At 39.7% G+C, this 24218-nt stretch carries 24 protein-coding genes and 1 riboswitch; of the genes, 5 read left to right on the top strand and 19 right to left on the bottom strand.

What is annotated here, in order from left to right:
* Window position 1: 1 nt before the first annotated feature.
* Window positions 2-2164, bottom strand: coding sequence for a methylmalonyl-CoA mutase family protein (locus tag ACWTVK_RS04570; protein ID WP_456046079.1), 2163 nt, complete (start codon window positions 2162-2164; stop codon window positions 2-4).
* Window positions 2165-2458: 294 nt separating this feature from the next.
* Window positions 2459-2634: riboswitch (cobalamin riboswitch) on the bottom strand.
* A 252-nt stretch (window positions 2635-2886) separates the two neighbouring features.
* Between ACWTVK_RS04570 and rarD the strand changes: the two genes are divergently transcribed.
* Window positions 2887-3777 (top strand): EamA family transporter RarD, encoded by an 891-nt coding sequence (gene rarD / locus ACWTVK_RS04565; RefSeq protein ID WP_456046078.1) that lies wholly within the window; start codon window positions 2887-2889, stop codon window positions 3775-3777.
* Window positions 3778-3915: 138 nt separating this feature from the next.
* Here rarD and ACWTVK_RS04560 read toward each other — a convergent pair whose 3' ends face one another.
* Window positions 3916-4818 (bottom strand): DUF3829 domain-containing protein, encoded by a 903-nt coding sequence (locus ACWTVK_RS04560; protein ID WP_456046077.1) that lies wholly within the window; start codon window positions 4816-4818, stop codon window positions 3916-3918.
* 248 nt (window positions 4819-5066) lie between these two features.
* On the opposite strand from ACWTVK_RS04560, the gene ACWTVK_RS04555 reads away from it, so the two are divergent.
* Window positions 5067-5243, top strand: a complete 177-nt coding sequence (locus tag ACWTVK_RS04555; protein WP_456046076.1) for a type II toxin-antitoxin system HicA family toxin — start codon at window positions 5067-5069, stop codon at window positions 5241-5243.
* A 9-nt stretch (window positions 5244-5252) separates the two neighbouring features.
* A complete protein-coding gene (locus tag ACWTVK_RS04550; protein ID WP_456046075.1) occupies window positions 5253-5630 on the top strand; it encodes a type II toxin-antitoxin system HicB family antitoxin in 378 nt (125 codons plus the stop codon).
* 10 nt (window positions 5631-5640) lie between these two features.
* On the opposite strand, the gene ACWTVK_RS04545 is transcribed toward ACWTVK_RS04550, so the two are convergent.
* The 12 genes from ACWTVK_RS04545 to ACWTVK_RS04490 form a co-directional block, all read right to left on the bottom strand.
* Window positions 5641-6054, bottom strand: a complete 414-nt coding sequence (locus ACWTVK_RS04545) for a hypothetical protein (RefSeq protein WP_456046074.1) — start codon at window positions 6052-6054, stop codon at window positions 5641-5643.
* 2 nt (window positions 6055-6056) lie between these two features.
* Complete coding sequence (locus ACWTVK_RS04540; RefSeq protein WP_456046073.1) at window positions 6057-6659, bottom strand: tetratricopeptide repeat protein; 603 nt, start codon at window positions 6657-6659, stop codon at window positions 6057-6059.
* A gap of 202 nt (window positions 6660-6861) precedes the next feature.
* A complete protein-coding gene (locus ACWTVK_RS04535; RefSeq protein WP_456046072.1) occupies window positions 6862-9684 on the bottom strand; it encodes an FAD-binding and (Fe-S)-binding domain-containing protein in 2823 nt (940 codons plus the stop codon).
* Window positions 9685-10247: 563 nt separating this feature from the next.
* Window positions 10248-11042 carry a sulfite exporter TauE/SafE family protein gene (locus ACWTVK_RS04530; protein ID WP_303940296.1) on the bottom strand — a complete coding sequence of 265 codons (795 nt, stop codon included), beginning with the start codon at window positions 11040-11042 and terminating at the stop codon, window positions 10248-10250.
* Between the two features lie 40 nt (window positions 11043-11082).
* The gene (locus ACWTVK_RS04525; RefSeq protein WP_456046071.1) at window positions 11083-12633 is read right to left on the bottom strand and encodes a ClC family H(+)/Cl(-) exchange transporter; all 1551 of its coding nucleotides are present in this window, start codon (window positions 12631-12633) and stop codon (window positions 11083-11085) included.
* Between the two features lie 394 nt (window positions 12634-13027).
* Window positions 13028-14179: a lactaldehyde reductase gene (gene fucO, locus ACWTVK_RS04520; RefSeq protein WP_456046070.1), complete on the bottom strand. Its 1152-nt coding sequence runs from the start codon at window positions 14177-14179 to the stop codon at window positions 13028-13030.
* 159 nt (window positions 14180-14338) lie between these two features.
* Complete coding sequence (locus ACWTVK_RS04515; protein ID WP_456046069.1) at window positions 14339-15487, bottom strand: glycoside hydrolase family 3 N-terminal domain-containing protein; 1149 nt, start codon at window positions 15485-15487, stop codon at window positions 14339-14341.
* A gap of 237 nt (window positions 15488-15724) precedes the next feature.
* The gene (locus tag ACWTVK_RS04510) at window positions 15725-15958 is read right to left on the bottom strand and encodes a (2Fe-2S)-binding protein (RefSeq protein ID WP_024047871.1); all 234 of its coding nucleotides are present in this window, start codon (window positions 15956-15958) and stop codon (window positions 15725-15727) included.
* A gap of 314 nt (window positions 15959-16272) precedes the next feature.
* Window positions 16273-16899, bottom strand: coding sequence for a site-2 protease family protein (locus tag ACWTVK_RS04505; protein WP_024047872.1), 627 nt, complete (start codon window positions 16897-16899; stop codon window positions 16273-16275).
* Between the two features lie 9 nt (window positions 16900-16908).
* Entirely contained in the window at window positions 16909-17679 is a 771-nt protein-coding gene (locus tag ACWTVK_RS04500) for a carboxymuconolactone decarboxylase family protein (protein WP_105093746.1), read from the bottom strand.
* A gap of 88 nt (window positions 17680-17767) precedes the next feature.
* Window positions 17768-18166, bottom strand: coding sequence for a hypothetical protein (locus tag ACWTVK_RS04495; protein ID WP_303940584.1), 399 nt, complete (start codon window positions 18164-18166; stop codon window positions 17768-17770).
* A 160-nt stretch (window positions 18167-18326) separates the two neighbouring features.
* On the bottom strand, window positions 18327-18845 hold the full coding sequence (locus ACWTVK_RS04490; protein ID WP_456046068.1) for a MarR family winged helix-turn-helix transcriptional regulator: 519 nt from the start codon (window positions 18843-18845) through the stop codon (window positions 18327-18329).
* 402 nt (window positions 18846-19247) lie between these two features.
* On the opposite strand from ACWTVK_RS04490, the gene ACWTVK_RS04485 reads away from it, so the two are divergent.
* Entirely contained in the window at window positions 19248-19838 is a 591-nt protein-coding gene (locus ACWTVK_RS04485; protein WP_105086077.1) for a nitroreductase, read from the top strand.
* A 164-nt stretch (window positions 19839-20002) separates the two neighbouring features.
* Here the strand turns inward: ACWTVK_RS04485 and ACWTVK_RS04480 are convergent, their stop codons facing one another.
* Window positions 20003-20134 carry a hypothetical protein gene (locus tag ACWTVK_RS04480; RefSeq protein WP_255403492.1) on the bottom strand — a complete coding sequence of 44 codons (132 nt, stop codon included), beginning with the start codon at window positions 20132-20134 and terminating at the stop codon, window positions 20003-20005.
* Between the two features lie 180 nt (window positions 20135-20314).
* Between ACWTVK_RS04480 and pgtP the strand changes: the two genes are divergently transcribed.
* Window positions 20315-21643, top strand: a complete 1329-nt coding sequence (gene pgtP / locus ACWTVK_RS04475; protein WP_456046294.1) for a phosphoglycerate transporter protein PgtP — start codon at window positions 20315-20317, stop codon at window positions 21641-21643.
* 121 nt (window positions 21644-21764) lie between these two features.
* Here the strand turns inward: pgtP and ACWTVK_RS04470 are convergent, their stop codons facing one another.
* The 4 genes from ACWTVK_RS04470 to ACWTVK_RS04455 all read right to left on the bottom strand — a co-directional run bounded on the left by ACWTVK_RS04470 (window position 21765) and on the right by ACWTVK_RS04455 (window position 24117).
* The gene (locus ACWTVK_RS04470) at window positions 21765-22538 is read right to left on the bottom strand and encodes a hypothetical protein (RefSeq protein WP_456046067.1); all 774 of its coding nucleotides are present in this window, start codon (window positions 22536-22538) and stop codon (window positions 21765-21767) included.
* A gap of 537 nt (window positions 22539-23075) precedes the next feature.
* On the bottom strand, window positions 23076-23429 hold the full coding sequence (locus ACWTVK_RS04465) for a Spx/MgsR family RNA polymerase-binding regulatory protein (RefSeq protein ID WP_005384960.1): 354 nt from the start codon (window positions 23427-23429) through the stop codon (window positions 23076-23078).
* 76 nt (window positions 23430-23505) lie between these two features.
* Window positions 23506-23820, bottom strand: a complete 315-nt coding sequence (locus ACWTVK_RS04460; RefSeq protein WP_303940569.1) for a HigA family addiction module antitoxin — start codon at window positions 23818-23820, stop codon at window positions 23506-23508.
* Window positions 23821-23832: 12 nt separating this feature from the next.
* Complete coding sequence (locus tag ACWTVK_RS04455) at window positions 23833-24117, bottom strand: type II toxin-antitoxin system RelE/ParE family toxin (protein WP_456046066.1); 285 nt, start codon at window positions 24115-24117, stop codon at window positions 23833-23835.
* Window positions 24118-24218 lie beyond the last annotated feature (101 nt).

The raw sequence follows: 24218 nt of genomic DNA, 5'->3' as shown, positions 1-24218 counted from the left end.
CTCACATCCCTTTCTTATCTTGTAACGTATGTAAGATTTCGTAGCAATTTGCACGAACGGAAATGAAGTCGTCTACGCCAGCTTCACGGTATACAGGCTCAAGGTCCTTAGGAGGCGCCCCTGCCAAAATAACTGTTACATTCGGCATAGTTTCTTTCAACTCTTTAGCGAGTGGTGGTACTAACTCAGGATATGTATCATCTGTGGAACAGATAACCACAACATCAGCACCACTTTCACGAGCAGCCTTCGCCGCATCAGCCGTAGTTTCATGGCCGTCATTTTTAATCACTTCAAAAGCACCTACTTCGAAGAAGCCTGTGGAGAAGTCCGCACGAGGTTTATGTTGAGGGATTGGGCCCATATTAGCCAAGAACACCTTCACATTATCTTTCGTACGTTGTTTATACGATTCCGTGCGCATACGGAGGGCTTCGAATTGTTCAGTCCAGCGATGTGCAATAATTGCTTCGATTGTTTCAGAAGAAATATCGCCTGCATCTAAAGCCTTACGGATTTGGCGGATTGTCAATTTTTGTAATGCCCCAAGCTCAATAAGACCAATCAACGCACCTGGTTCTGTTGTACTTGCTTCTAGAGTAGCCTGTGCTTTTACAACCGCATCAGCCTCTGCACCTGCCAAGTACTCATCAATTTGAGCAGCTCGTTTTTGACACAATGTTTCTTGATTTTCTGGTTTAGGATCAAGTAACTCTTCTGTCATATTCGCATACATATTGTTACCAACTGCTACGTCCTTACGGAATGCAAGGTTTTTAAAGCGTTCATCGAGGATGGCTTTCACTTGAGCTTGAGGATAGCCTTCTTTCAATGCGGCAATGATGCCACCTTTAGACTCGATTGTTTGGAACTCAGACCAGATTTTTTCGCATAGTTCAGCAGCTAATGTTTCCACGTACCAGGAACCGCCTACAGGGTCCACAGGTTGGCGCAACTCAAATTCAGTTTGCAACATAACTTGGATATTGCGGGCAATACGGCGAGAGAAATCATCCGCTTTGCGAATTGGTTGGTCAAACGGAGATACTTCAAGGCTGTTCAAACCGCCTACAACGCCAGAGAATGCTTGTGTCGTATTGCGCAACAAGTTTACATATGGGTCGTATACAGTTTTTGTGAAAGCCGATGTTCTGCCGTGTACATGAACTGCACGATCTGCTTCTTCAGCGCCGAACGCTTCCATGATGCGAGCCCAAAGTACGCGCAACGCACGCAATTTAGCGATTTCCATAAAGAAATTTGCGCCCATGGAGAATGTGAACATCATGCTCTGAGCGATGGTGTGAATATCGATGTTGCGCTGTGCCAGTTGACGCACGTAGCAAACAGCCGTTGCCAATGCGTAAGCCACTTCCTGTACATCGTTAGCGCCGCCATTAGCGTACACATCACCAGACACGAGCACTGTTTTAAGCTCTGGAGCTTGTTCTTTAGCCCATACAACAGTATGTGCCATTTCATCAAAAGCTGTATCTAAGGAAATATGCAATGCACCGTCTTTAGCCCAAACGCCCACAGGGTCTGCACCAACAAGACCTTTTAAGTCAGTTGTTTGTTTTTTAGAGCCTTTCACAGTGGCTGCCAACATACCAAGCAAGATCGCCGCAGAAGCGCCTGTTTCAATATATAAAGGATTTTCTTTAAGATTGAAACGCTCGATCAATTGTTTGCAGTCATCCATGGTGGACAAGGATGTACCGCCAACGCCAACGGATGCGCCTACTTGCACATCTTGATCATGGCGTGTCGCTTCATCAAGACGGATGTTGTGGATGGTGCCGCCTTTTACAATTTCGTATAAACTTGCATGGTTAGCATCTTTAGGCAAGGAATCGTCTACGTACTGGGATACGCCCCAAGACTCTTTAATATAACCACTTGCCTTAGTGCCACGTAGGAACTCGCCTGCCCCAGGGTATATGCCTTTTGGAATCTTTTCCCCATGCAGTGCAGGTGTGTAAATTGGCTGCAACGTAATACCTTCATAGGTTTTAGTGAACATCTTCTTGTGGAAGTCCCCACCTTTTAACGCCTTTTCAACTTCAGCCTGCCATTGTTCATACGTAGGTTTCTCAAATTCGTCAAAGGATACAGGTGCCAATAGATCGCGTTCTGCGTCCTTCGAAGTCTTTTTGTCAGACATATATGTGCCTCCTTTTCAACTCGAAACCATACCGAGAAACAGCGCACCGTACCTGCGAATTGTTATGCATATACATCACACGAGCTTTCCTGTATTTGGATCACAACAACCTCAAATCTGTGTCCATTAATTCTATAATTATGAAGCCTGATTCATATGCTTAACAGCCACTTTCAAGGGCAACAAAAAAAGTGCCACCCAAAAGTGACACGTAAGGTTTCTTATTGAAAGGTACGCCAAAAAACACTGAAACCAGCATACCTCAATCCCCTTCCTATCGCTCGTAGGTACATAACGGTGATTATCAAATAGGCAGTTCTCCTGGCTCGGGCTCATCGCCTCGCTTTCGCCTTCCCAGATTTCTCCAGTGACATGAATGAAAGCAGGCTCGTCCTTACAGTGGCGGGACCGCATCGGCTTCTACCGATTTCTCTATTAAGTCTTGCGACACCTATTCTCTATATTCGTTGTTCTAAGTCCAATATAGTGTAAGATTATGCACAAAGTCAATGAACATAACAGTTAATCATAAGTAACAAATTTCAAGTTATAACTAATGCATATATAAAATAACTTAAATGCATGCATGTATTTTAATTGACCATTGAATAGCAAATTCACCCCTACCTACGCCCTATCAGCTATCAGCTATCAGCTATCAGCTATCAGCTATCAGCTATCAGCATGATATAATAATGCTATCAATAAGAGGAGGTTGCATTATGAATGATATAAACAAAAAAGGGCTCAGTACCACCTTACTGTGCTGCTTAATTTGGGGCTTACTCCCCCTATATTGGGCACTACTTAATCAAGTTTCTTCCTTTTCAGTATTATCACACCGCATCATCTGGTCTGGTGTTTGGATGATCTTCATCATCCTTGCTATGGGCCGCCAACAACTGCGCATCGATATTCAACACTTGCGCACACATCTTTCACAGTTCGGCCTATTATTATTGGCGGCTGCCCTTATTAGCGTCAATTGGTTCACTTATATTTGGGCTGTTACCAACCAACACGTTCTCGATACTAGCCTCGGATACTATATCAATCCACTACTCAATGTATTGCTAGGTATCGTCATCTATAAAGAAGCCTTGCTATGGTCACAAAAATTAAGCATCGCCATCGCCGTACTGGGTGTATCTATCATGACCTATGAGCTAGGATCGCTACCGATTATTTCCATTGTACTAGCCGTAACTTTTAGTCTCTATGGGGCTATCAAAAAACGTCTCACCATCCATCCATTTTCGAGTATTGCGATGGAAGCGTGGCTTATTACACCTATAGCTCTATGGTATGTGCTAACAGTAGATACTACATCATGGTCTTTTATTGAAACCATGACCCCCACCGGTCTACTCCTCGTTTGTTCAGGTCTTACTACATCTGTGCCCCTTATCCTTTTTTCCTATGGGGCTCGTTTATTGCCACTTAACGTGCTAGGATTCTTACAATACCTATCTCCAACTATGGGCTTTTTCTTGGCTATCTTCTACTTTGGTGAAAGCTTTGGCACAGCCCAACTCATCGCTTTTGGCTGTATCTGGGTAGCTCTCGTGCTATTCTCCCTATCCAATCGAATTACAACCATAAGGAAAATATAATAAACTACCAATAACTTTTGTTCTAACTAGGCTATAAACATAAAAAAAGCTGTATCAAATGATATCCTCATTCGATACAGCTTTCTTTTTATATCTTATATATGCCTATTAATTTATCACACTATTCTTCTAGCTTGCTTATTGATCCAATTCATTCATATTGGTTGTATTCATATTGGAGATAAAACGGTTATAGGCCTCAACCATATGTTTATAATCATTATCTTGTTTGGATCCCATATAGGTACGAATGGCACCAATCGTAGAGTTTACAGAGGTCTTAACAGAGTCATACGTAGGGCTAGAAATACCATTTGCTAAATCACCAATGGCTTGCAATTCTTGATTGATAGCATTTACATCTGGTTGTTTTTCGCTATCTAGCTTTTCTAAGACTGCAGTAAGTCGCAAAGAAACCTCTTGTGCAGCGGCTGCATTTTTCTTACCTGCATCGCGCAATTGTTGTAACCGTTGTTGTAATCGATCCGTATTGATTTTATGCATAATATTATCAAAGTCAGCATAAATAGGAATAAATTGTTCATACAGCTGAACATATTTAGGACCTAATAGTTGCTCCTTAGCATAGTTATCTGTGGTATACCCTTTAGATTTATAGTATGCATCAAGCTCTTCTGCTACCGGTGTAATTTCGTTCAATTTTGAAAGCAGCTTATCTAAAGGCTCCTTCATTTCATCATAAGGAATACCTGCTTGCTTAGCCTCTTCTAATTCTTTTTGTAGTTGCTTAAAGTTTGGTGTATTAAATACAGTTAAATGCTGCCCAGCTTTTAACTCGTTAACCGTTGGAGTATTCGCATAATCAAACATTACAACCATGCGATTAAATCGGCTTACAGCTTTCACATATTGATTAAATAACTGCACCTGATCTTGCTCAGACCGTTGCGCAATTTCCTTGCGACTCTGTTCAGTACCTTGCCATAGTTCTGACATACTACAACCGCTCAACAACAAGGGAGATGTCAATGTGGCCGTACACACCACAGCCATTGCAATCCGTTTCCCCAATGGTTTCATGATGAATTCTCTCCTTTCATCAATATACAACCCGATTTATATACCTTAATTATATACTAATGTGACTTATATAAATAGAATTAATGCGTATAAATCATACATCTAGTTTGTCAAGTGACTAATAGGAACCTAGGTGACCAATGGTCACCACTATATAGCTAAAAACGGTGCTAGACTACAGATGAGATAAGTAATACTCCTGTTGATTGTTTTATACGTATATACGTGTTACTATAAAAGGAGAGCCTATGAAGGACAAAGATTTGCTTAAACTACTTCTACAAAATGGTTGGAAGGATGTACGGCAACGCGGTAGTCATCATCGTTTGAAAAAAGATGATCAAGTGGAAGTCATTGCCGTACATGGAAAAGATGTTCCTACAGATTTATTACATGCTATTCTAAAACGAACAGGACTAAAATAAGGAGGACCTATGAAATTTATATACCCTGCTATAATCCATGATGACGCTGATGGTTTCTGGGCTGAGTTTCCAGACTTAGAATATACAAGTAGTACGGGCTCAACACTAACAGAGCTTGTAACTAATGCACAAGAGGCAATGAAACTGTATATTTTAGGAGCCTTAGAAGATGGAGAAAGTTTACCAACCCCTACATCTATTCGCGACTTACCTTGTACGGATACAACCTATCCTACGCTAGTACAAACAGATATAGATTTAGCTAAAAATAGTAAGTCCGTAAAAAAAACCTTAACCATTCCTGCTTGGCTTAACGATAGAGCACTAGCTAAGGGGATTAATTTTTCTCAGCTTTTACAAGAAGCATTGGTGGAGAAAACAATGTAAATTTACATCATCAATTGCTTAGCAAAATTAGAACTACTGTCCACGCAATAACTGCTAAGGTGAGTAATATGATACAAAGCATCCACAGGATTATTACGAAATAGAGCAATAATTTTAGTACATATAATACATCAAACCATATACTATGACGATCTTCTAATCGCGCCATATATTCGGAGAGATGGCGCACCCAAAATGGAGCTTTCGCATTAGGATTCAGCTTCGTCCAGTACAGCATAATATACGGCGTTACAAAACAACCTACAAACACTAAATATGTAAGGAAGAGAGGTGTTTCTATATTATGTTGGGACATAAACCCTGCCCAGTCTACGACCATTAGACCACCAAGGTATAGAAAAACAAACCAATATATAAATCCTACTACCTTTATAACAAGGCGAATCATCTGTTTTACATCCATATCTATAAGCCTACTAATGTTTTAAATCGCGCATTATTGTGAAAGCGTTCGAAATGGTCTTGTTCAGCGGCTACGGCTTTCACAGATGGATCAATTTTAATTGCTTTTTCAAGCCAATCAAGGGCCTTAGTATCATCCCCTTGGTCTGCATAAATGGTAGCAATACCATATACAGACCAAGTGTTGCTAGAGTCCTTTTCTAATACCTTTTCAAACCATTGTTTAGACTCATTTAATTGACCTTGCAACTTGTACACCATAGCCATATTGTAGTAATTCGCTACATTATTTGGGTCTAAATCATAAGCCTTTTTAGTATCTGCTAAACCTTTAGTAGTATCTCCATTTAAAGCCGTAGCAAAGCCACGAACCGAATAAGCGTCTGTATTATTTGGATTATCCTTAATAGAAGCTGTTGCCTCCTCGATAGCTTTCGCATAATCACCAGAGGATAGAGCTTGCTTAGCGGCCATAACACGAGCATCTTGCTCTGTTTTAGCTTGTTCGTTAGCTGTTGTTGTAGGTTTAGTATCTTGCTGAGTCTTAGTATCTGTGCCACACCCTAATAAGCTAAGCAAACAAATACATAATAGAATATATTTCATACAATACCTCTATATTAGCCATTTAATACAATTACATAATCGACTATTTACTATCATTACATTATATAGCACTATCATATAATTCATTAAATACTAGCACATAGTTTTTTAATTACCATTACAATTATACCAAAACTATATACAAAAAAGGACGAGCCGTAACTCGTCCTTTTTCGTTATATGGTAGGTAATGTTATAAATCTTATTTTTTAGCTTTAGAGCAACGGTCTAATAGGAATGCAACGCCTACGAATGGGATACCACCGTTTTCACCAAGACCAATTTCACATGTAGAACTGGAGCTTACGCCTAGTGTTGCGCCGTATTCAGCAATTTCACCTGCAAGGTCTTTTGTGGCAGATTTATTAAGTTCTGGTGTGAAGAAACCTTTTTGACCAGCAAAGCCATCGCATGCGAAGGATTTGATATTGAATACATGGTCTGTGCAGAGACGAGCCAAGTCTTCAATGTATTGAGATTTGTTCAAAGATTTAATCTTACATTGTTTATGTACGATAACGCGTTCATCGCATTTTTCAATGTCGAGATGAGGTACTACGTATTTGCACAAGAATTCAGAAATATCGTTGATTTCTAAGTCTGGCATATGTTTGAAAGCATGGTTGAAGCATGCGCTATGGTCGATCACGATTGGATATTTACCATTTTGAGATGCTTTCATCAATGCATCGTGCAAATCTTTTACAGCCCGTTCATGAACGTCATCGTAGTTTTCAAAGCTCAAGCCACAGCAGAGGTTTTCGATATGTTCTGGATAGATAATATCGATATGAGCTTTGTTGCAGAGGCTTTCTACAACTTGTTGCAAGCTGCGATCATCGTCATAACCTTGGTTAGGTTTGAATGCGCGGTTAGCACATGTACTGAAGTATACAACCTTTTCAAAGTTAGTTGGTTTGATGCGGTTTTTCAATTTGTAGCGATTAGCCTTAGGAGTTGTTTTAGGAACATATGGTGTAACACCTGTTACGCCATGTAAACCTTCAGTAATCTTAGAAATTGCTTTTTGTGTAATGATGGAACCAGCAATGCCTTCAAGACTTACGCCAGCACGACACATTTGAAGTGTTGTGGAGAAGTTATCGTAGATTTTCTTAGCCAATTCTGGTGCAGGTGGGTCGATACGGCGCATGGACAATGCGATTTGTGCAGTATCGATGCTGAGTGGGCAAAGACCTTTACACATGGAGCAAGCAGCACAAGTATCTACGCCGAAGTATTCGTAGCCTTTTCTAAGTTCAGATGCCAATGTGAAGTTGCCTTCGTTTTCAAGGCGTTTAGTTTCACGCAACAATGCGATACGTTGACGTGGAGTCAATGTTAAATTACGGCTTGGACAATGTTTTTCACAGAAACCGCATTCCATACAGATTGTGAAAGCATCGTCGATAACGCATTGAGCTTTAAGATTTTTCTTGTACACATCTGGATCATCAGTGATCATAACATCTGGATTCAAGATGCGTTCAGGGTCAAAGATAGCTTTGATACGACGATTGATTTCGTATGCTTTACGGCCCCATTCCATTTCAACAAACGGTGCTACCATGCGGCCTGTACCATGTTCGGCTTTCAAAGAGCCACCGAAACCAGATACGCGTTCGGACATTTCTTTTACCAAATCGCCGAAGTTCTTAGTATCTTTAGGGTCGCTAAAGTCAGGTGTAATGTTAAAGTGAACGTTACCAGACAAAGCATGACCGAAGATTACACCACCGTCAACGAAATCGTATTTGTGGAATAATTCTGTAAGCATTTCAATGCCTTTAGTAAAGTCTTCAATTTGGAAGCAAACGTCTTCGGTAATAACAGTAGTACCTTTTCTACGTTGACCACCAACGATAGGCAAGATACCTTTACGGATTGCCCACCAGGAATCGTATTCTTTAGGATCTTGAGAATAAAGACTTGGGATAGCTGTTGGGATATCTTTCAATTGTTCTTTAATGAAAGCTAAGTTTTCATCTACAGTTTCTTTGGAATAGCTTTCAGTTTGGAACAAGATTGCACTTGTACCTTCTGGTACTTCACGAACGAAGTCAGGTACATTTTCAAGAGTTTGAACTGCTTTTAAGGATTGATAGTCCATCATTTCAGCAGCAACAACCTTTTCACGTCCCATATTAGCCAAGGCTACAACCGCAAGAGATGCATCGTTCAATGTGCTGAAGAACATAAGACCGCAACCCTTATGAGGTACGTCTTCAACAGTGTTGTACACGATTTCAGATACGAAGCCCAATGTACCTTCAGAACCGATGAACAAGTGATTGATGATGTCGATAATATCTTCGAAATCAACAAGGGAGTTCAAGCCATAGCCTGTAGTATTTTTGATTTTGTATTTGTGATGAATCAAATGAGTCAATTCTTCATCAGCCAAGATTTCTTTGCGCAATTGCAAGATATCTTCAACCATTTGAGGTTTTTCACGAAGGAATTGTTCAATAGATTTTTTGTCGGATGTATCGAGAACAGTACCATCTAGTAATACAACGCGGATGGAACGGATTGTTTTATAGGAGTTTTGAGCCGTACCACAGCACATACCAGAGGAGTTATTGTTCAAAATACCGCCTACTAATGCTGTTGCAAGTGTAGCAGGATCTGGACCGATTTTACGGTTATAAGGTTTCAATAAATCGTTCGCATCGGAACCAATAACACCACATTCGCATTTTAAAGCCTTGCCATCGTCGATAACTTCCATTTTTTTGAAGCCATCATTACATACGATGAGCACGTCTTCACTGGAACATTGACCAGACAAAGAAGAACCAGCTGCACGGAATGTAAATGGTGTACCACATTGTTGGCACAAACGAATAAGGCGTCTTACTTCCCGTTCATCCTCAGCCTTTACAACAACCTTTGGTAAATAGCTATAACAGGACGCGTCAACACCATATGCATAACGACGTAAATGATCAGTATAGACACGATCTTTGCAAATCTCTTTTGCCTCCTTGGCAAAACGTTCATAATCTTTTATAAGCGTACTCACTTGTATATCCTCCTATCCTCTCTTAAGGAATTTGTCTTATATTTAGTATACGCCGTTCTCATTCTCACTACTATAATTATGCATAAATTATATGTCTCCTAATAATTCTCGATATTCATGGCTTTTTTATTTCTTTACTTGAAAGTGCATCTCAGTGGCATTATCATGTACTCATTTTTTCACATATTAAAATAAAACTATTTTGTTTACTTAGTAATTAAAGAACTCTATAATAAATGAACGCCAAATTACCCATAAAACTTGATGTATCGTGTATATAATTCTATAGGAAATAGTTTACATAAATTATACATAAAACTGTATATTTCCATTTATTTCAATTTTATCGTTCTCATTTATATTTAAGTATGACTTTTAATCATAACTTTTAGATTCACCTACTAATAATCGTTCACTTTCACATAAAAAGCCCTCTAGCGATATAACTCTTTCGAGCAACCACTAGAGGGCTTATAGTAAACATATCAAATCTATCGGTTCATACTAACTAGAACATAAGAAGTATAGCATTCGAATTTCTATTGATCATCAGAGAAGCCATATTATCCCAAAATACCAGACTTAAGAATAAGACGTACAGCTAGTGCAAAGACTGCAACGCTCATAAGGGCAAGGATAGATTTTGCTTTCAACCGTTTAGCAATTCGCGCCCCTACTTGGGCCCCAAAGATAGCGCCAATACTAGTAGGAATAGCAATACTAAATACGATATGATTTTCCAATAAATGGGTTATAACGCCTATCATTGTAGATACAGCAAGAATGGATTGGCTTGTAGCTGTAGCCATATGGGTAGGAAACCCCATGAGATAAATTAAGGCCGGCACATGAATAAGGCCACCACCAATACCAAAGATACTGGAGATAAAACCTACAAAAAAGCTAATGCTAATACCGATAGGCTTACTGTATGTTAGCTGATCAAGGGTAAGGCTTTCTTCCTTTCGTTCCCCTTTACGGAAATTTTTAAACCCAATCAAACCAGAAGCGCATAGCATAAAGCACCCAAAGGCAAACATAAAGCCCTGTCCAGAAAACCAACCAGACATTTGAGCCCCTAAAATAGCTCCTGGTAAGGTAGCTAAACTAAAGACAATGGCTGCACTGATAAGCACCTTTTTCTGCTTAATATACGCAATAGATCCAGAAACGGCGTTACACATAACGGAAAAGAGCGATGTCCCTACAATCATGGATGGAGACCACTCAGGGAACCAGTACATGAAGAGAGGAACGAACACAAGGCCCCCTCCGGCACCAATGATGGTGCCTAGCATAGCCGCTAAAAAGCCGACTATGGTAAAGAATATATAAAATACTATAATATTATCCAGCATAATAAGGCCTCCCTTTACTTAGATTGGAGATATCTCTTTTCTATAACTCATTCGATTGGAAAAAGTCTTTCGCTGCTTTTAATCGACCTCGTTCACACGAAACTTGTAGTTCATCACCTGGTTCAAGCTTCACATCCCCAAGAGGTACAATGTATGTTCCATTGCGACGAATACTTACGATTAATGTACCATCTGGCAATGCCAAGTCTTGTAACTGCACCTCTGTATAGTTTGCCACAACAGGCACCTTAGTTTGGAAGAAGGTTTGTACAGATTCTAGATGGCTTTGCCCACTCATGGCTTGTAATAAGGAATCGTAAATCGGTGGTTCTTTTAAAAGCTCTGCCACAAGGTATGCCACAAGTGTAACAATACCGATGGCATAAATATTGGAGAAGCTATTCGTCATTTCAAGGACGAGTAATATCGCCAAAATCGGAGTTCTCATCGCAGCTGCTAACATGCCACCCATGGCACAAATAACGAATTGTGGTACAAAATCAGGAGAAATAATGCCTAACGTTGAAAGTACGCTTTCACAGAAGGCACCTGCAGAGGCCCCAATAACGAGCATAGGCAAAAAGATGCCCCCTTGAGCACCACTGCCATAGCAGAAGGTGGTAAGTAAAATCTTACCTAGTACGATACCACCCAAGAGCAATACGCCATGCGATTGAAAGGCTAGCTGTCCTACCAGATCATTGCCACCACCTAAAAGAAGTTGCGAGTCATAGCCGATGATGGCCACAGTCACAAAGGTGAGGGCTAATTTCAAGAACCGAGAGCATTTAAGCCACTCAAAGAATTTCTTGAACGCAAAGATCATGCGGCAGAAGAGCACCCCACAGAGCCCCATGATAAGCCCAACCATAAGAAGCACTGGAAAGTACTCAAGAGGTACACCTGAAGTTACTGAAAACCCAAGAGCGGGATCGAGGCCAAAGATACTAACTGTAATATAGTTAGAAATTAATGTGGCCACAAAGGTTGGCACAACAAGGTAAGGATAAAAACTTTTATGAACCTCTTCAAAGACGAACATTGCCCCCGATACGGGCGCACTAAAGGCAGCCGTTAAGCCCGCCCCTGCGCCAGCAGAAGTCAAGATGCGCTGCTCACGCAACCCTGAATTCATCCAATAGGATACAATTTTACCGGCAGAGCCGCCGATTTGTACGGCTGGCCCTTCACGGCCTACTGAAAAGCCGGCAAAACCAGTCAATACGCCACCAATCATCTTCGACACCAACGTCCGATACGGTTTCATATCAAAGAGGCCCAACATTTCCCCTTCAATTTGAGGAATACCCGAGCCCCCCGATAATGGGGCCCATGCGAGCAATCTGTCGACGATAAAGGCAAAGATAACCATCACTATTAGCCAGCCTATGGCCCATTCCATGGTAATGCCATCCATCAAATGCCAACGAATATGCTCTGACTCAAGGATTAAATAACGGTACGTAGCACCACAAAAGCCTGCAATCACGCCCACAAGAGCGCCCTTTGCAATGAGCTCCGTTAACAACATACGGTTCATGGACATATCTGCTAAGGTAGAACTGCGCTTATTAAATTTCCATAGCTTCATACCATTCCTCCTTAGCATTAGCCAAAATTTAAACACTCGTGCATAAACTATGTATTCATATCCTTAGTATACTTATGTAAACCATCATTTTCAAGAAACGATTACATACAACGTCAGTTATCTAATTACAAGACAACAATACAAACGCAAAACTAGCCACCTCTACAATGAGACGGCTAGTTTTGTTAAGCAAGTGTATAAATGTATTTTCTTTACATATTCGGAGGCATCTGAAATATGTAAAGGCACTAAAGATGTAAAACCCTCAGGGCTAGAGCTTTGCATCATTTAGACCAGGAAATTATTTAGACCTACAAATCATGTATCAATATGATGTTATAGTCTTAAATCATTCAGGCCATAAAATACTATATATCATCAAGCTCTTACTTCCTTAGAATATGGATTCATAGATACCAATAATTTCTTCCAAAGACACATCTCGTGGATTACCAGGTGTACATGCATCGTTGAAAGCAGATTCAGCGAGGAATGGAATGTCTTCACGTTTTACGCCTGCTTCGCTAAGGGATTTAGGAATGCCTACATCATCAGCTAATTTTTGAATTACGTCGATAGCAGCTTGACGATATGTTTCTTGATTCATTCCATCTACATCAGGAACGCCCATAACGCGAGCGATTTCACGATATTTTTCGCCTGTTGCAGGAGCGTTGAATTTCAATACTGCTGTTAAAAGCATGGCACAAGCCTTGCCATGAGGGATATCGTACACCGCACTCAATGGATGTGCCATGGAGTGAACGATGCCGAGGCCAACGTTAGAGAAGCCCATGCCTGCAATGTATTGACCTAAGGACATAGCTTCACGGCCTCCGAAGTCACCAGCTACAGCACTGCGCAAGGAGCGACCGATGATTTCAATAGCTTTCAAATGAAGCATATCAGTTAGTTCCCACGCACCTTTTGTGATATACCCTTCTACAGCATGCACGAGAGCATCCATACCTGTTGCCGCACAAAGGCCTGTCGGCATAGATGCGGACATATCAGGATCTACGATAGCTACGATTGGGATGTCATGAGGGTCAACGCAAACGAATTTGCGGTTCTTTTCAACGTCTGTAATAACGTAGTTGATAGTAACCTCTGCAGCCGTACCAGATGTAGTAGTAACAGCGATGATTGGCAAGCATGGGTTCTGAGTAGGCGCTAACCCTTCAAGGCTGCGCACATCACTAAACTCAGGGTTCGTAATAATAGTAGCAATCGCCTTACTTGTATCGATTGGGCTACCGCCACCAACAGCAACGATAACATCGGCGCCAGCTGCTTTACAAGCATCAACGCCAGCCGTTACGTTTTCGATAGTAGGATTTGGTTTAATGCCATCATAAATTTCATAATCGATGCCTGCCGCATCAAGTAAATCTGTTACCTTAGTAGCCACTTTAAATTCAAATAAATCTGGCGTAGATGTAACGAGGGCTTTTTTGAAATGGCGATTCTTAATTTCGTTCACAATCTCCTGAATTGCCCCTTGTCCAAAATAGGATGTACCGTTCAACATAATTCTGCGAGCCATATAATTCACTCCTAACAAAACAAACTATACAAAAAAATAAACCGACAGAGAATCACTTTACTTATTAATTCTCTATCGGTTTATTAAAATCCTTGATAGTTCTTTATGTATACACTATATATTTTTATACAGAATGTAGAATACAAGATTATCTCAGTCTTACATACCTCTGCTCATTTTCATAAGCAAGATTCGTTTAACAGATTCATCGAGTCGTTCTTTAGAGATGCGACCATCTTTTACAGCTTTCATAAGGCCATTATACGCCTCTTGCATGTGTTCGTACTCATGGCATACGAGCAAGATATCGCTACCAGCCAAGATAGATTGAACCGCCATATCGCCGAAGGTGTAGTGTTTTGCAAGAGCGCCCATGTCCATATCGTCTGTTACGACAACGCCGTTATAGCCCATATCCTTGCGCAACCAATCAGTAATAATCGCTTTAGACAAACTAGATGGATGATCTGGATCGATTTGAGGATACATGGCATGGGACACCATAATTGCATAGGTATTCGGTTTAGACTGCTTAATGAGGTCTACAAATACCTTCGTATCTTCATTCAACAAAGTCTCTTTAGACACTGGCACAACACTGGTATCCGCATGTAAGTCTACATCTGTTTTACCAATGCCTGGGAAATGCTTATAGGAATACCATAAACCAGCTTCATCATAAGCCTTACCTACAGCGCTAGCATAACGTACGACCTCATCAGGATTTGTGCTAAAGGAACGGCCATAGGTTAAGTCCAAGTCTGCTACAGGAGCAAAGTTAATGTTGAATCCCAAGTCCTTTAGTTCCGTACCAGACTGTTTTGCCAAGGATACCGCTTGTTCAATAGGTTCTTTACCTAATTCTTCTGCAGGAGGAACCTTGATGAGCTGATCCTCCATGCGCGCCACCGCGCCCCCCTCTTGGTCGATGCCGATGAACAATGGTGTTAAACCGGCGCTTTTACCAGTTTTATTAATATCTGTAATGAGCGATTTCACTTGATCCTTGGACTCCATATTGCGGTCAAACAAGATGATGCCGCCCACGCGGTACTCATTGAGCATAAACTTCGCATCATCATTCAAGGTCTTGCCGTGAATGCCAATCATCAACAATTGGCCTACCTTATCTGCATCGGACATATTAGCCACTAATTTGTCCACCTTTTCCTCTGGTGAAAGCTCGCTCTGCTCCACGGACTCATAGGTTACAGGCTCCGCCTTAGAAGTAAATGGATTATGTAAACCGCAGCCCGTTGTAAGCGCCAATGCGCCAATCATCGTAGCTGCTACGATACGTCGAAACATATATACCTCCAAAATCTTTAAAAAGTATTATGTATAGTATATCAAATAATAAAGACAACCCCAACATCGCCAAAACATCTGGTGAATTGGGAGCGCCAAAAAAGACTATTCCCCAAAACAGAAAAAAGACTACCACCCAAAACCTACGAATATATACCGTATTGGTTTGAAGTAATAGTCTTTATATAAGTTATATGTTTGAGTTAAATATTTAAGTTAAATAGCTAAATAGTTAACTTAAATTTTGCCTTGTTCTTTCATTTCAGCTAAGAGCTTTACGATGCGAGGGCCACAGCCTTTACCACCGCAAGCACCTGTACCAGCACGAGTTGCTTCTTTTACCTCAGGAAATGTATGAGCACCATTCAAAATGGCTTCTTTAATCGTTTTACGTGTAATGCTACGGCATGTACACACCTTTGTAAGCTTGTCCAGAATCGCCTCTGGCACTTGATTTTCTTCAAAATCCATATATATTCCTCTTCTATTCACTTGAATATCTATATACTATATTAGTTTAATATATCGATTAACGTATCGATTTAGTGTATTGATTTACATATCGATATCGTGAATCAATTTACTCTATCCATAGTATCTAATAATACACTGTAATATTAATACATCGAAAATTTACGATTTCTAAACACAGTATATCATATATTAAGAACTATATCGATAGTTTTTAATATAAATATAACCATAATTTTGTTCATACTTATAACACAAAAAAGCCTCTACCATAGATTTATCACCTATACAGTAGAGGCTTTCACCAAATATATTTATAAAATCGTCCCAATGATTGCAAAGTAAATTTTGAAAATTGTTTGTTGCAATGGGCGGATTACCATAGAAATAATCGGTGTATTAATAAGGATGATAAAGAAAATCAAGTTAATCATCCCTAATTGGTAATATTTAATTTGCCATTCTGTCGGTAGCCACGGCAAAATGATATTAAAACCAGGTAATGGTGGGAATGGAATTAAGCAGAAAATAGAAAGGCCGATGCTATACAAAATAATGTATTGCATAACCATCGGTAAACCCGGGGACTGCATAAGATTCAAATTACCCAAAAGTACGTATATGAAAGTAAATACGAACCCTGTAATCAGGCCTGCTATAGGACCTGCAAAAGCAAGTAGGCTCATATCACGGCGTGGGTCTTTAAAATAAGACGGATTAATAGCCATCCCTTTAGGCCAGCCAAAGCCAACTAGAATGATACAGATTGTACCTATTAAATCAAGGTGTGCCAAAGGAGATAATGTAAGGCGCCCCGCCATCCGAGGTGTTGGATCGCCAAACCAGGTAGCTACCTTGGCCTCTGCATATCCAAAGACAGAAAAAACGATGATAATAGCAGGAATACTAGCTAATATCTGTATCGGATTTAAATCAAACATAAAACTCCTTTATTGTTTAGCTTCCCATGCGGTGTAGCCGTCTTGAATGCAACGAAGGGCATTCAAGGTGCGTGGATAACCGATGTACGGCACGCATTGGGAGGCGATATTAATCAAATATTGTTTGCTGTTCCCTACGTTCAAGTTCCCTTCTACGTGAGCCTTGAGCTGAGGTTCACAGCCACCTTGAGCGGCCAAGAAGCAAAAGGTAATCATTTCGCGGTGAGCCACGCTCAAGCCTTTACGCGTGTAATAGTCGCCAAACATATTAGCAAGCCACTTTTTGATGTGACGTGTATCTTCAGGGCCTTCTTCGTAAGAATGACGCACAGATTCACCAAAAATTTCCACCTGTTTTTCTACGCCCTTTTCAAGACGAGATGCAGCAGTAATTGTACTGCGAGATGGATCCGCAACAGTTTCCCCTCGATAGTCAAAAATCTTATTTGTAACCTTAAAGAATGGACGCACACGACCAATGCCAAGATATGGCACAGCTTGATAAATAAGCTCGATTACTTCATCGGGAATCAAGCCAAAGTTAAGTGCTGCCGGTAGCATCAACGCATATTCATCCACAGCAGATGCCCCTACTAATGTAGCAAGGATAGCCAAGAAGCGATCCTTGGCAGGCACATTACGCCCCTCTTCAGTGATAACTTCATCGAATGCAAAATTATCAAATAAAACTTCAAACTCAGGATCAATATAACCTGCAGGGGCCGCAATATCAGGGAACATGCGCTCCGTATAAGCTTGAGCAAATTCAGATTTAGACATAGGAAACCTCCATAAACAACACTGGTGAAAGTCCAAAGGAGCTTTCACCAGCAATAGTTATGTAATTATTACGGCTTGCGCCATCAAATTATAAAGCTGGGAAAGAGAAGTCAGTACCGTATACTTCTTTCCAAGCAGCCAAGAACATATTGTATTCATTGGAACCAGGAGTGATTTGGTAAGCTTGACCATCTGGAGCGAAACGATATACAGTATGCAAACTTGGATGAACAATGTATTTGAACAATGTAGCTTCACCATATTGGTTATTATGCATGTTCACTACATTGATGCCGAATACATAGTTACGGCTACTATCAATACCACTGAATTGGGATGCTTTATCGAAGAAGTATGTTTCAGAACCATTTGCACTGTTTGGAACCTCTGGATAGTTAGCTAAACCATTCCAGTTTGCTGCATTAGCAACGCCACCAACTAATAATGTACCGGCTAATACAAATGCACCTAATAAATTTTTATTCATAATGCTCTCCTTTTTGCCTTTCGGCATCTCACGACAGGTCATGCTCTCACATGACCTCAGCACAATACGTTATATGTATAGTATATCACATTTTATGAAAATATTAGATATATTAAATTACAGAATGTATGCATATGAGATCTTACTAGAGTACGCTACATTAGCGCTTACTATTTTCTACTGTTCTAGCATTTGCGTTATCGATTGCTTCTAACAATTTGTTAAGCAACATACGCATTTGACGTGTTTCTTCAACGTCAAAAATCGGGCCTGCAGCTTCAGACAAGCGACGTGGTATATGAACTGCTTCATCACGTAATGCTTTACCTGTATCAGTAAGGGTTACCATTACTACCCGTTCATCTTGACGGCTGCGCTTACGCTTTAAGAATGCTTTTGCTTCTAATTTCTTTAAAAGTGGTGTTAATGTACCAGAATCAAGGCGCAATACTTGGCCTAGTTCTTTAACGGACAAATCACCATATTGCCACAATGCCATCATTACGATGTATTGAGTATATGTCAAATTTAACGGATCTAAGTGACTGCGATATGCATTAACAATTTCCTTCGCCACTACATAAAGTGGGAAGCTCAATTGGTTTTCTAATCTCATGTACTCTGCATCAGGTACGTCTTCTTTATGTTTGTAACCTTCGAGTACGCCAATTTCTGCCATATTCTACCTCCATATGCACACAATAATCTACAAATTAATTGTACACAATTCTACAGCAAGCAGTCAACGTAAAAAACCTACTTTGTTCAGATATTTTTAAATTTGTCAATTAATTAATATATTTTTTCTTTTTTATTAAAAAAATGAGTAAATCTATAGAATTTATGGGCAGAAATCACACCATAAAACTGTGAACCTATTAATAAATTTTTTTATATTAGAATTCAATACCACATGCGGACATCGCTTCTTCAAGACGTTTAGCATATCCCTTCTAGAGATCTTTCTAAATGTCATTCTAAATTTCTTTCTAAAGCTCATTCTAAATTTCTTTCTAGATTTATGTCATATAGTATAATAAAAGAAATAATATATAAAGCAGATTAATAATAGGAGGACTATATGAACACCTTAGAATGTATCAAAACACGTCATAGTACGCGTAAATTTAAAGCTGATCAATTAACTCGAGAACTTATCGATCAAGTCCTCGATGCTGGTCGCCGTGCTCCATCTGGCGGTAATACACAATTGACACATTTCATGGTCATTACGAACCAAGATGTACTCAATGAGTTAGTAACACTCGTTCAAGAGGAATACGGCAAAATGCCGATTACAGAAAATACATTACCTTACATGGTGAATATCATCAAAATGTCCGCAGAAGGCAAGTTTGTATTTAACTATGGCGCGCCTGTACTTATCGTATTGGCTAGCAAACCAAGTTATGCCAACAACTTTGCTGACGTGTCATGTGCAATGCAAAACATGATGCTTGCTTGCAACGAGCTCGACCTTGGCAGCTGCTGGGTTAACCAAATCCGCCATCTTCAAGACAACGAACGCATCCAAGCTAAAATGCGTGAGCTAGGTCTTGGAGAAGACGAAAAAGTCTACGCTAGCTTGGCTATCGGCTATCCAGACTTACCAAACGGCCTTAACCGCCGTGAAATTGAGCCAAAAGGCTACAAAGTGACATATGTAGATTAATGTAACATCAAGAGCTTCGCATATACACAATAAAGCAAAATAAAAGCGCTATCAATTCCACTACTCATACAGAGTTGTTATCAGAATTGATAGCGCTATTTTATTGATTATATTACGTTTTAGCTCATGACGCCTTATCAATCAAATCAGTGGATGAATTTTAATTACCCTTCAAACACGCGTTTACGAGCTGCTTTTACAAGAACGATATCTGCTGCTTCTACAGCAATATCACTGCCTACACCGCCCATGTCGATACCTACATCAAATTTCTTAAGGGCTGGCGCATCGTTCATAAATCTTGATAATCAAATGGATTTTTAAATAGAAGATATTTTAATGTCTAACAACCTATGCGCTTGTCCCATAATGGTGCACTAAAATAACTATTTATCATAATTAAAAATAAAATATAGTCGACTTTTGGTCATACATGGTATGATTACAATGGCATTTTGTAGAAAGGATGTGTGATGATGTCGATTTTCTCTCCAGCTCCTCATACTGAACGATTACCAGAGGGGCAAATCGATTCCACCTACAAACGTCTTCGCAAAGAAGTCTTTGCAGGTACTTTTATTGGTTATGCTACATTCTATTTGATCCGCCAAAACTTTAGTTTGGCTGTTCCGTACATGATTGCTGAGTACGGCTACACTAAAGCGGATCTTGGTATTGTCATGACCCTCTTATCCGTAGCGTACGGCATAAGTAAATTTGTCATGGGTAATGCGTCTGACCGCTCTAACCCAAAATACTTCTCCACAGTAGGTCTATTGCTCAGTGCTTTAGTTATGTTATTATTCGGCACCTTACCTGGTGTTTTAAGCAGTATTCCTATCATGTGCGTACTTGCCTTCTTAAATGGTTGGTTCCAAGGTATGGGCTATCCTCCATATGCGAAAAATATGGTAACTTGGTTCTCCCGTTCTGAACGCGGTGCTTGGTGGTCTTGGTGGAACGTATCCCACAATCTTGGTGGCGGTATCATCGCACCTCTCGCTACGTTAGGTATCTATCTATTTGGTACATGGCATAGTATTTTCTTCTTCCCTGCTCTTATTTCTATCGTTTTAGCTGTAGTTACATTCTTCTTGTTAAAAGATACACCTCAATCTTGTGGCTTGCCACCTATCGAGGAATATAAACACGAAACAGTAGCAACTGAAGTAAAAGATGAAAATAAAACTACTTTCAAAGAAATATTCTACAAATATATTTTGCATAACAAATACTTATGGTATCTTGCAATTGCAAATATCTTTGTATACTTCATCCGTTACGGCGTAGTAAGCTGGGCGCCTACTTATTTGACTGCTGTAAAAGGCTTTACAAAAGAAGGTTCCCGTTGGGCTTACTTCTTATACGAATGGGCTGGTATTCCAGGCATGCTCGTAAGCGGCTATTTGAGTGACCGCGTATTCCGCGGCCGTCGCGCTCCAGCTACGATCTGCTTCATGCTATTCGTTATCTTGGCAATCCTTGTTTACTGGTTCAACCCAGCAGGCAATATCCTTATCGATAACTTAGCACTTATCGCTATCGGCTTCCTCATCTACGGTCCTGTTATGATGATCGGCCTTCAAGCAGCAGACATGGTACCACGTGTAGCAACAGGTGGCGCTACTGGTCTTACAGGCCTTCTTGGTTACCTCATCGGTTCCGCTGGTGCTGGTGCGTTCATGGGTCTCATGGTTGACCTCTATGGTTGGGATGGCGGCTTCGTGGCCCTCGTTGGTGCATGTATCCTCGCTATCGTATTCCTACTTCTCACACTTGGTGATAAATCCCAAGCAAAAGAATAATCTACAGCTAGCTGTTGTATGAACATAAAAATCCCCTAGTATAATATGTACCTATTTTCCTGGACACATATTATTTACTAGGGGATTTTATTATGTCTTAAAATATATACTGTACTAAATTCTATGCTACACACAAAGAACCATTTAAAACTTTCAAATTATACACGAGACCAAGTCGTGCCAAACCGTGCAATGCAACGGCCGTAACAGGATCGATAAGACCAAATACACCAGCACCAATGATAGCAACGTGGAACACAATGGACACGATGAGTAGACCTAAATGAGACTGCTTTGTTACTTTTGAAAGCTCCGATACAGGAGATGAATCATCCACAAGAGATCCCATCATGAGCGCTACTAAAATAAGTTCCAAAGAACATGGGCATAGCACCAATAACAAGGTTACAGTATGTATGAAATCCTGTGTCAATGCAAAGGAACCCATAGACAATAGCAATACAGCTACAACAATGACGGACGAATAATTGTTAATACCCTGACGCAATGCCACCAGTTGAGATGGCATCATAGGAAGCATATCATTATCTACAGTGTAATGTGACTCACCCGTAATAAGCTGCTCCAAGAAGAAACCAGCCTGTACGATGAGCCCCACATAGGCCGCCGTATGATAATCGCCAATGGAAATGAGCGCCACCATGGCCACTACAATGAGGAAATTAGCATGGATCTCTAAACGCTCCCAAATACTTTGAACACTGTTAATAAATAGTGGTAAACCACAAACTAGAACCGTTACCCACGCCAAGTCAATTACGGGATTTAGCACCTCTGTGATTACATCTAATAGGATAAATACAACACCTAGTGCCAAAATAGCACCTTGCGTAAATAGCGACACCTGCGCTGATAAAGACTGTAAAAACTTCATATGGACCTCTCTATACACTAGAACCGGCCTTGCTTACTCCGGAAATAAAACACAAAACAACACAATAATAATTAAAACTCTTTATACCTTAAGCAATTTGAAACTCTCTGTGCCTAAAGTAATTTAAAACACTTTGTACCTAAGGTAATGTAAACTGTATATACCTGAGGTAATGTAGCCTCTATGTACCCATAGGGGTATATCTACAATGTAAATATTATACAAAACATACAAACTATATACAAATTAATTTTTTTGATAAATAATAAAGAACTGCATTTCCATTACAAAATAGGAAAAGAGTAAAATCATAAAAATGACCTCTCCCTTTAAAGCTCTAGTTGAAAGCTCTTATTTCTTTATTAGATGTAGAAAGAACAGGTCCCTAAAAACGACTTAGCTCGCTTTGGAAACTCTTCAATAGGCCCTAGTTGAAGATGCTAATTTCATATAAAAAGAAAAGCCCCTATCTCTAAAAATGACTTAGCTCGCTATGGAGGCTTTTAGAGATAGGGGGCTTTGACCCAAGTTATAAAATTAGAGCTTCAACGCCTCAATCCATTCTGCTTCTTTAAAGCCCACTAGAACTTTGTCTTCAAGAACCAAGATAGGACGTTTTACAAGCATACCATTGGATGCTAATAAAGCTAGTTTTTCTTCTTCACTAAGGTTTGGCAATTTATCCTTCAATTGTTGTTCACGATAAATCATACCAGAAGTATTAAAGAATGCTTTCAAATCTTTACCAGATTGTGGATACCAAGCTGCGATTTCTTCTGCTGTAGGGTTTTCAGATTTAATATCACGATCTGTGTATTTAATATTATGATCATCTAAGAATTTCTTTGCTTTTTTGCATGTTGTGCATTTAGGATATTCAACGAATAACATAGCGTCTCCTTATAGTAATACATAATGTTATAACGATTTATTTATAGATTAAGTGTACCAAATATATCGAAAATTATCAATCAGTAATAGATTGAGTTGTAATACATATAATATTTTTTAAATCAGTTTGTAATCCCTCTGTATCCTCTGCTTCAAGCAAATCTAAATCCATCTGCAATCTTAAGAAAAACCCTTTAGACATGCCAAAATATTTACACAATCGTAAATCTGTATCTGCCGTAATTTTTCGTTTATCTTGAAGAATTTCTTGTATTCGTGATACAGGAACCATAATATCCTTCGCAACACGGTACGCACTTAGCCCCAATGGTTGCATAAATTCTTCATGTAGAACCTCACTCATTTTAGGTACTGGGATTAGTTCCTTCATACTTTTATCTCCTTAATGATAATCTACAATTTCCACATCATATAAATTAAAATCTTCATCTATACAAAAACATATTCTATATTTCTTATTAATACGAATACTACATTGCCCAAGTCGATCACCTTGTAAAAACTCAAAACGATTACCAGGTGGAACCATAAAATCATCTATAGTCCGACAAGCATGTAACATACGTAATTTTAATAATACTATTTTTTGAATCTGAGTCGGTAAACGTCGTGAGTATCCACGATAAAAAATGCGTTCTGTTTCTTTATCCTTAAATCCGATAATCATAGAATCTCTCCTTTGATTATACCTGTTAAACAGGTATATTTCAATAATATATACCTGTAAAACGAGTATATTGTGGAATAACATTATTCTATAAATGATTT

It is taken from the genome of Veillonella sp. Ser01, assembly GCF_053850375.1.
This window is presented reverse-complemented; position numbering and strand designations above follow the sequence as displayed.

What these genes read in the sequence shown, in the direction of transcription:
- ACWTVK_RS04465 (WP_005384960.1), bottom strand. Translation starts at nt 23,429, where the DNA reads ATGTTATTCGTTGAATATCCTAAATGCACAACATGCAAAAAAGCAAAG.
- ACWTVK_RS04570 (WP_456046079.1), bottom strand. Translation starts at nt 2,164, where the DNA reads ATGTCTGACAAAAAGACTTCGAAGGACGCAGAACGCGATCTATTGGCA.
- ACWTVK_RS04480 (WP_255403492.1), bottom strand. Translation starts at nt 20,134, where the DNA reads ATGAACGATGCGCCAGCCCTTAAGAAATTTGATGTAGGTATCGACATG.
- pgtP (WP_456046294.1), top strand. Translation starts at nt 20,315, where the DNA reads ATGTCGATTTTCTCTCCAGCTCCTCATACTGAACGATTACCAGAGGGG.
- ACWTVK_RS04500 (WP_105093746.1), bottom strand. Translation starts at nt 17,679, where the DNA reads ATGTCTAAATCTGAATTTGCTCAAGCTTATACGGAGCGCATGTTCCCT.
- ACWTVK_RS04525 (WP_456046071.1), bottom strand. Translation starts at nt 12,633, where the DNA reads ATGAAGCTATGGAAATTTAATAAGCGCAGTTCTACCTTAGCAGATATG.
- ACWTVK_RS04455 (WP_456046066.1), bottom strand. Translation starts at nt 24,117, where the DNA reads ATGATTATCGGATTTAAGGATAAAGAAACAGAACGCATTTTTTATCGT.
- fucO (WP_456046070.1), bottom strand. Translation starts at nt 14,179, where the DNA reads ATGGCTCGCAGAATTATGTTGAACGGTACATCCTATTTTGGACAAGGG.
- ACWTVK_RS04510 (WP_024047871.1), bottom strand. Translation starts at nt 15,958, where the DNA reads ATGGATTTTGAAGAAAATCAAGTGCCAGAGGCGATTCTGGACAAGCTT.
- ACWTVK_RS04460 (WP_303940569.1), bottom strand. Translation starts at nt 23,820, where the DNA reads ATGAAGGAACTAATCCCAGTACCTAAAATGAGTGAGGTTCTACATGAA.
- ACWTVK_RS04470 (WP_456046067.1), bottom strand. Translation starts at nt 22,538, where the DNA reads ATGAAGTTTTTACAGTCTTTATCAGCGCAGGTGTCGCTATTTACGCAA.
- rarD (WP_456046078.1), top strand. Translation starts at nt 2,887, where the DNA reads ATGAATGATATAAACAAAAAAGGGCTCAGTACCACCTTACTGTGCTGC.
- ACWTVK_RS04555 (WP_456046076.1), top strand. Translation starts at nt 5,067, where the DNA reads ATGAAGGACAAAGATTTGCTTAAACTACTTCTACAAAATGGTTGGAAG.
- ACWTVK_RS04530 (WP_303940296.1), bottom strand. Translation starts at nt 11,042, where the DNA reads ATGCTGGATAATATTATAGTATTTTATATATTCTTTACCATAGTCGGC.
- ACWTVK_RS04540 (WP_456046073.1), bottom strand. Translation starts at nt 6,659, where the DNA reads ATGAAATATATTCTATTATGTATTTGTTTGCTTAGCTTATTAGGGTGT.
- ACWTVK_RS04490 (WP_456046068.1), bottom strand. Translation starts at nt 18,845, where the DNA reads ATGGCAGAAATTGGCGTACTCGAAGGTTACAAACATAAAGAAGACGTA.
- ACWTVK_RS04550 (WP_456046075.1), top strand. Translation starts at nt 5,253, where the DNA reads ATGAAATTTATATACCCTGCTATAATCCATGATGACGCTGATGGTTTC.
- ACWTVK_RS04515 (WP_456046069.1), bottom strand. Translation starts at nt 15,487, where the DNA reads ATGTTTCGACGTATCGTAGCAGCTACGATGATTGGCGCATTGGCGCTT.
- ACWTVK_RS04560 (WP_456046077.1), bottom strand. Translation starts at nt 4,818, where the DNA reads ATGAAACCATTGGGGAAACGGATTGCAATGGCTGTGGTGTGTACGGCC.
- ACWTVK_RS04495 (WP_303940584.1), bottom strand. Translation starts at nt 18,166, where the DNA reads ATGAATAAAAATTTATTAGGTGCATTTGTATTAGCCGGTACATTATTA.
- ACWTVK_RS04545 (WP_456046074.1), bottom strand. Translation starts at nt 6,054, where the DNA reads ATGGATGTAAAACAGATGATTCGCCTTGTTATAAAGGTAGTAGGATTT.
- ACWTVK_RS04505 (WP_024047872.1), bottom strand. Translation starts at nt 16,899, where the DNA reads ATGTTTGATTTAAATCCGATACAGATATTAGCTAGTATTCCTGCTATT.
- ACWTVK_RS04485 (WP_105086077.1), top strand. Translation starts at nt 19,248, where the DNA reads ATGAACACCTTAGAATGTATCAAAACACGTCATAGTACGCGTAAATTT.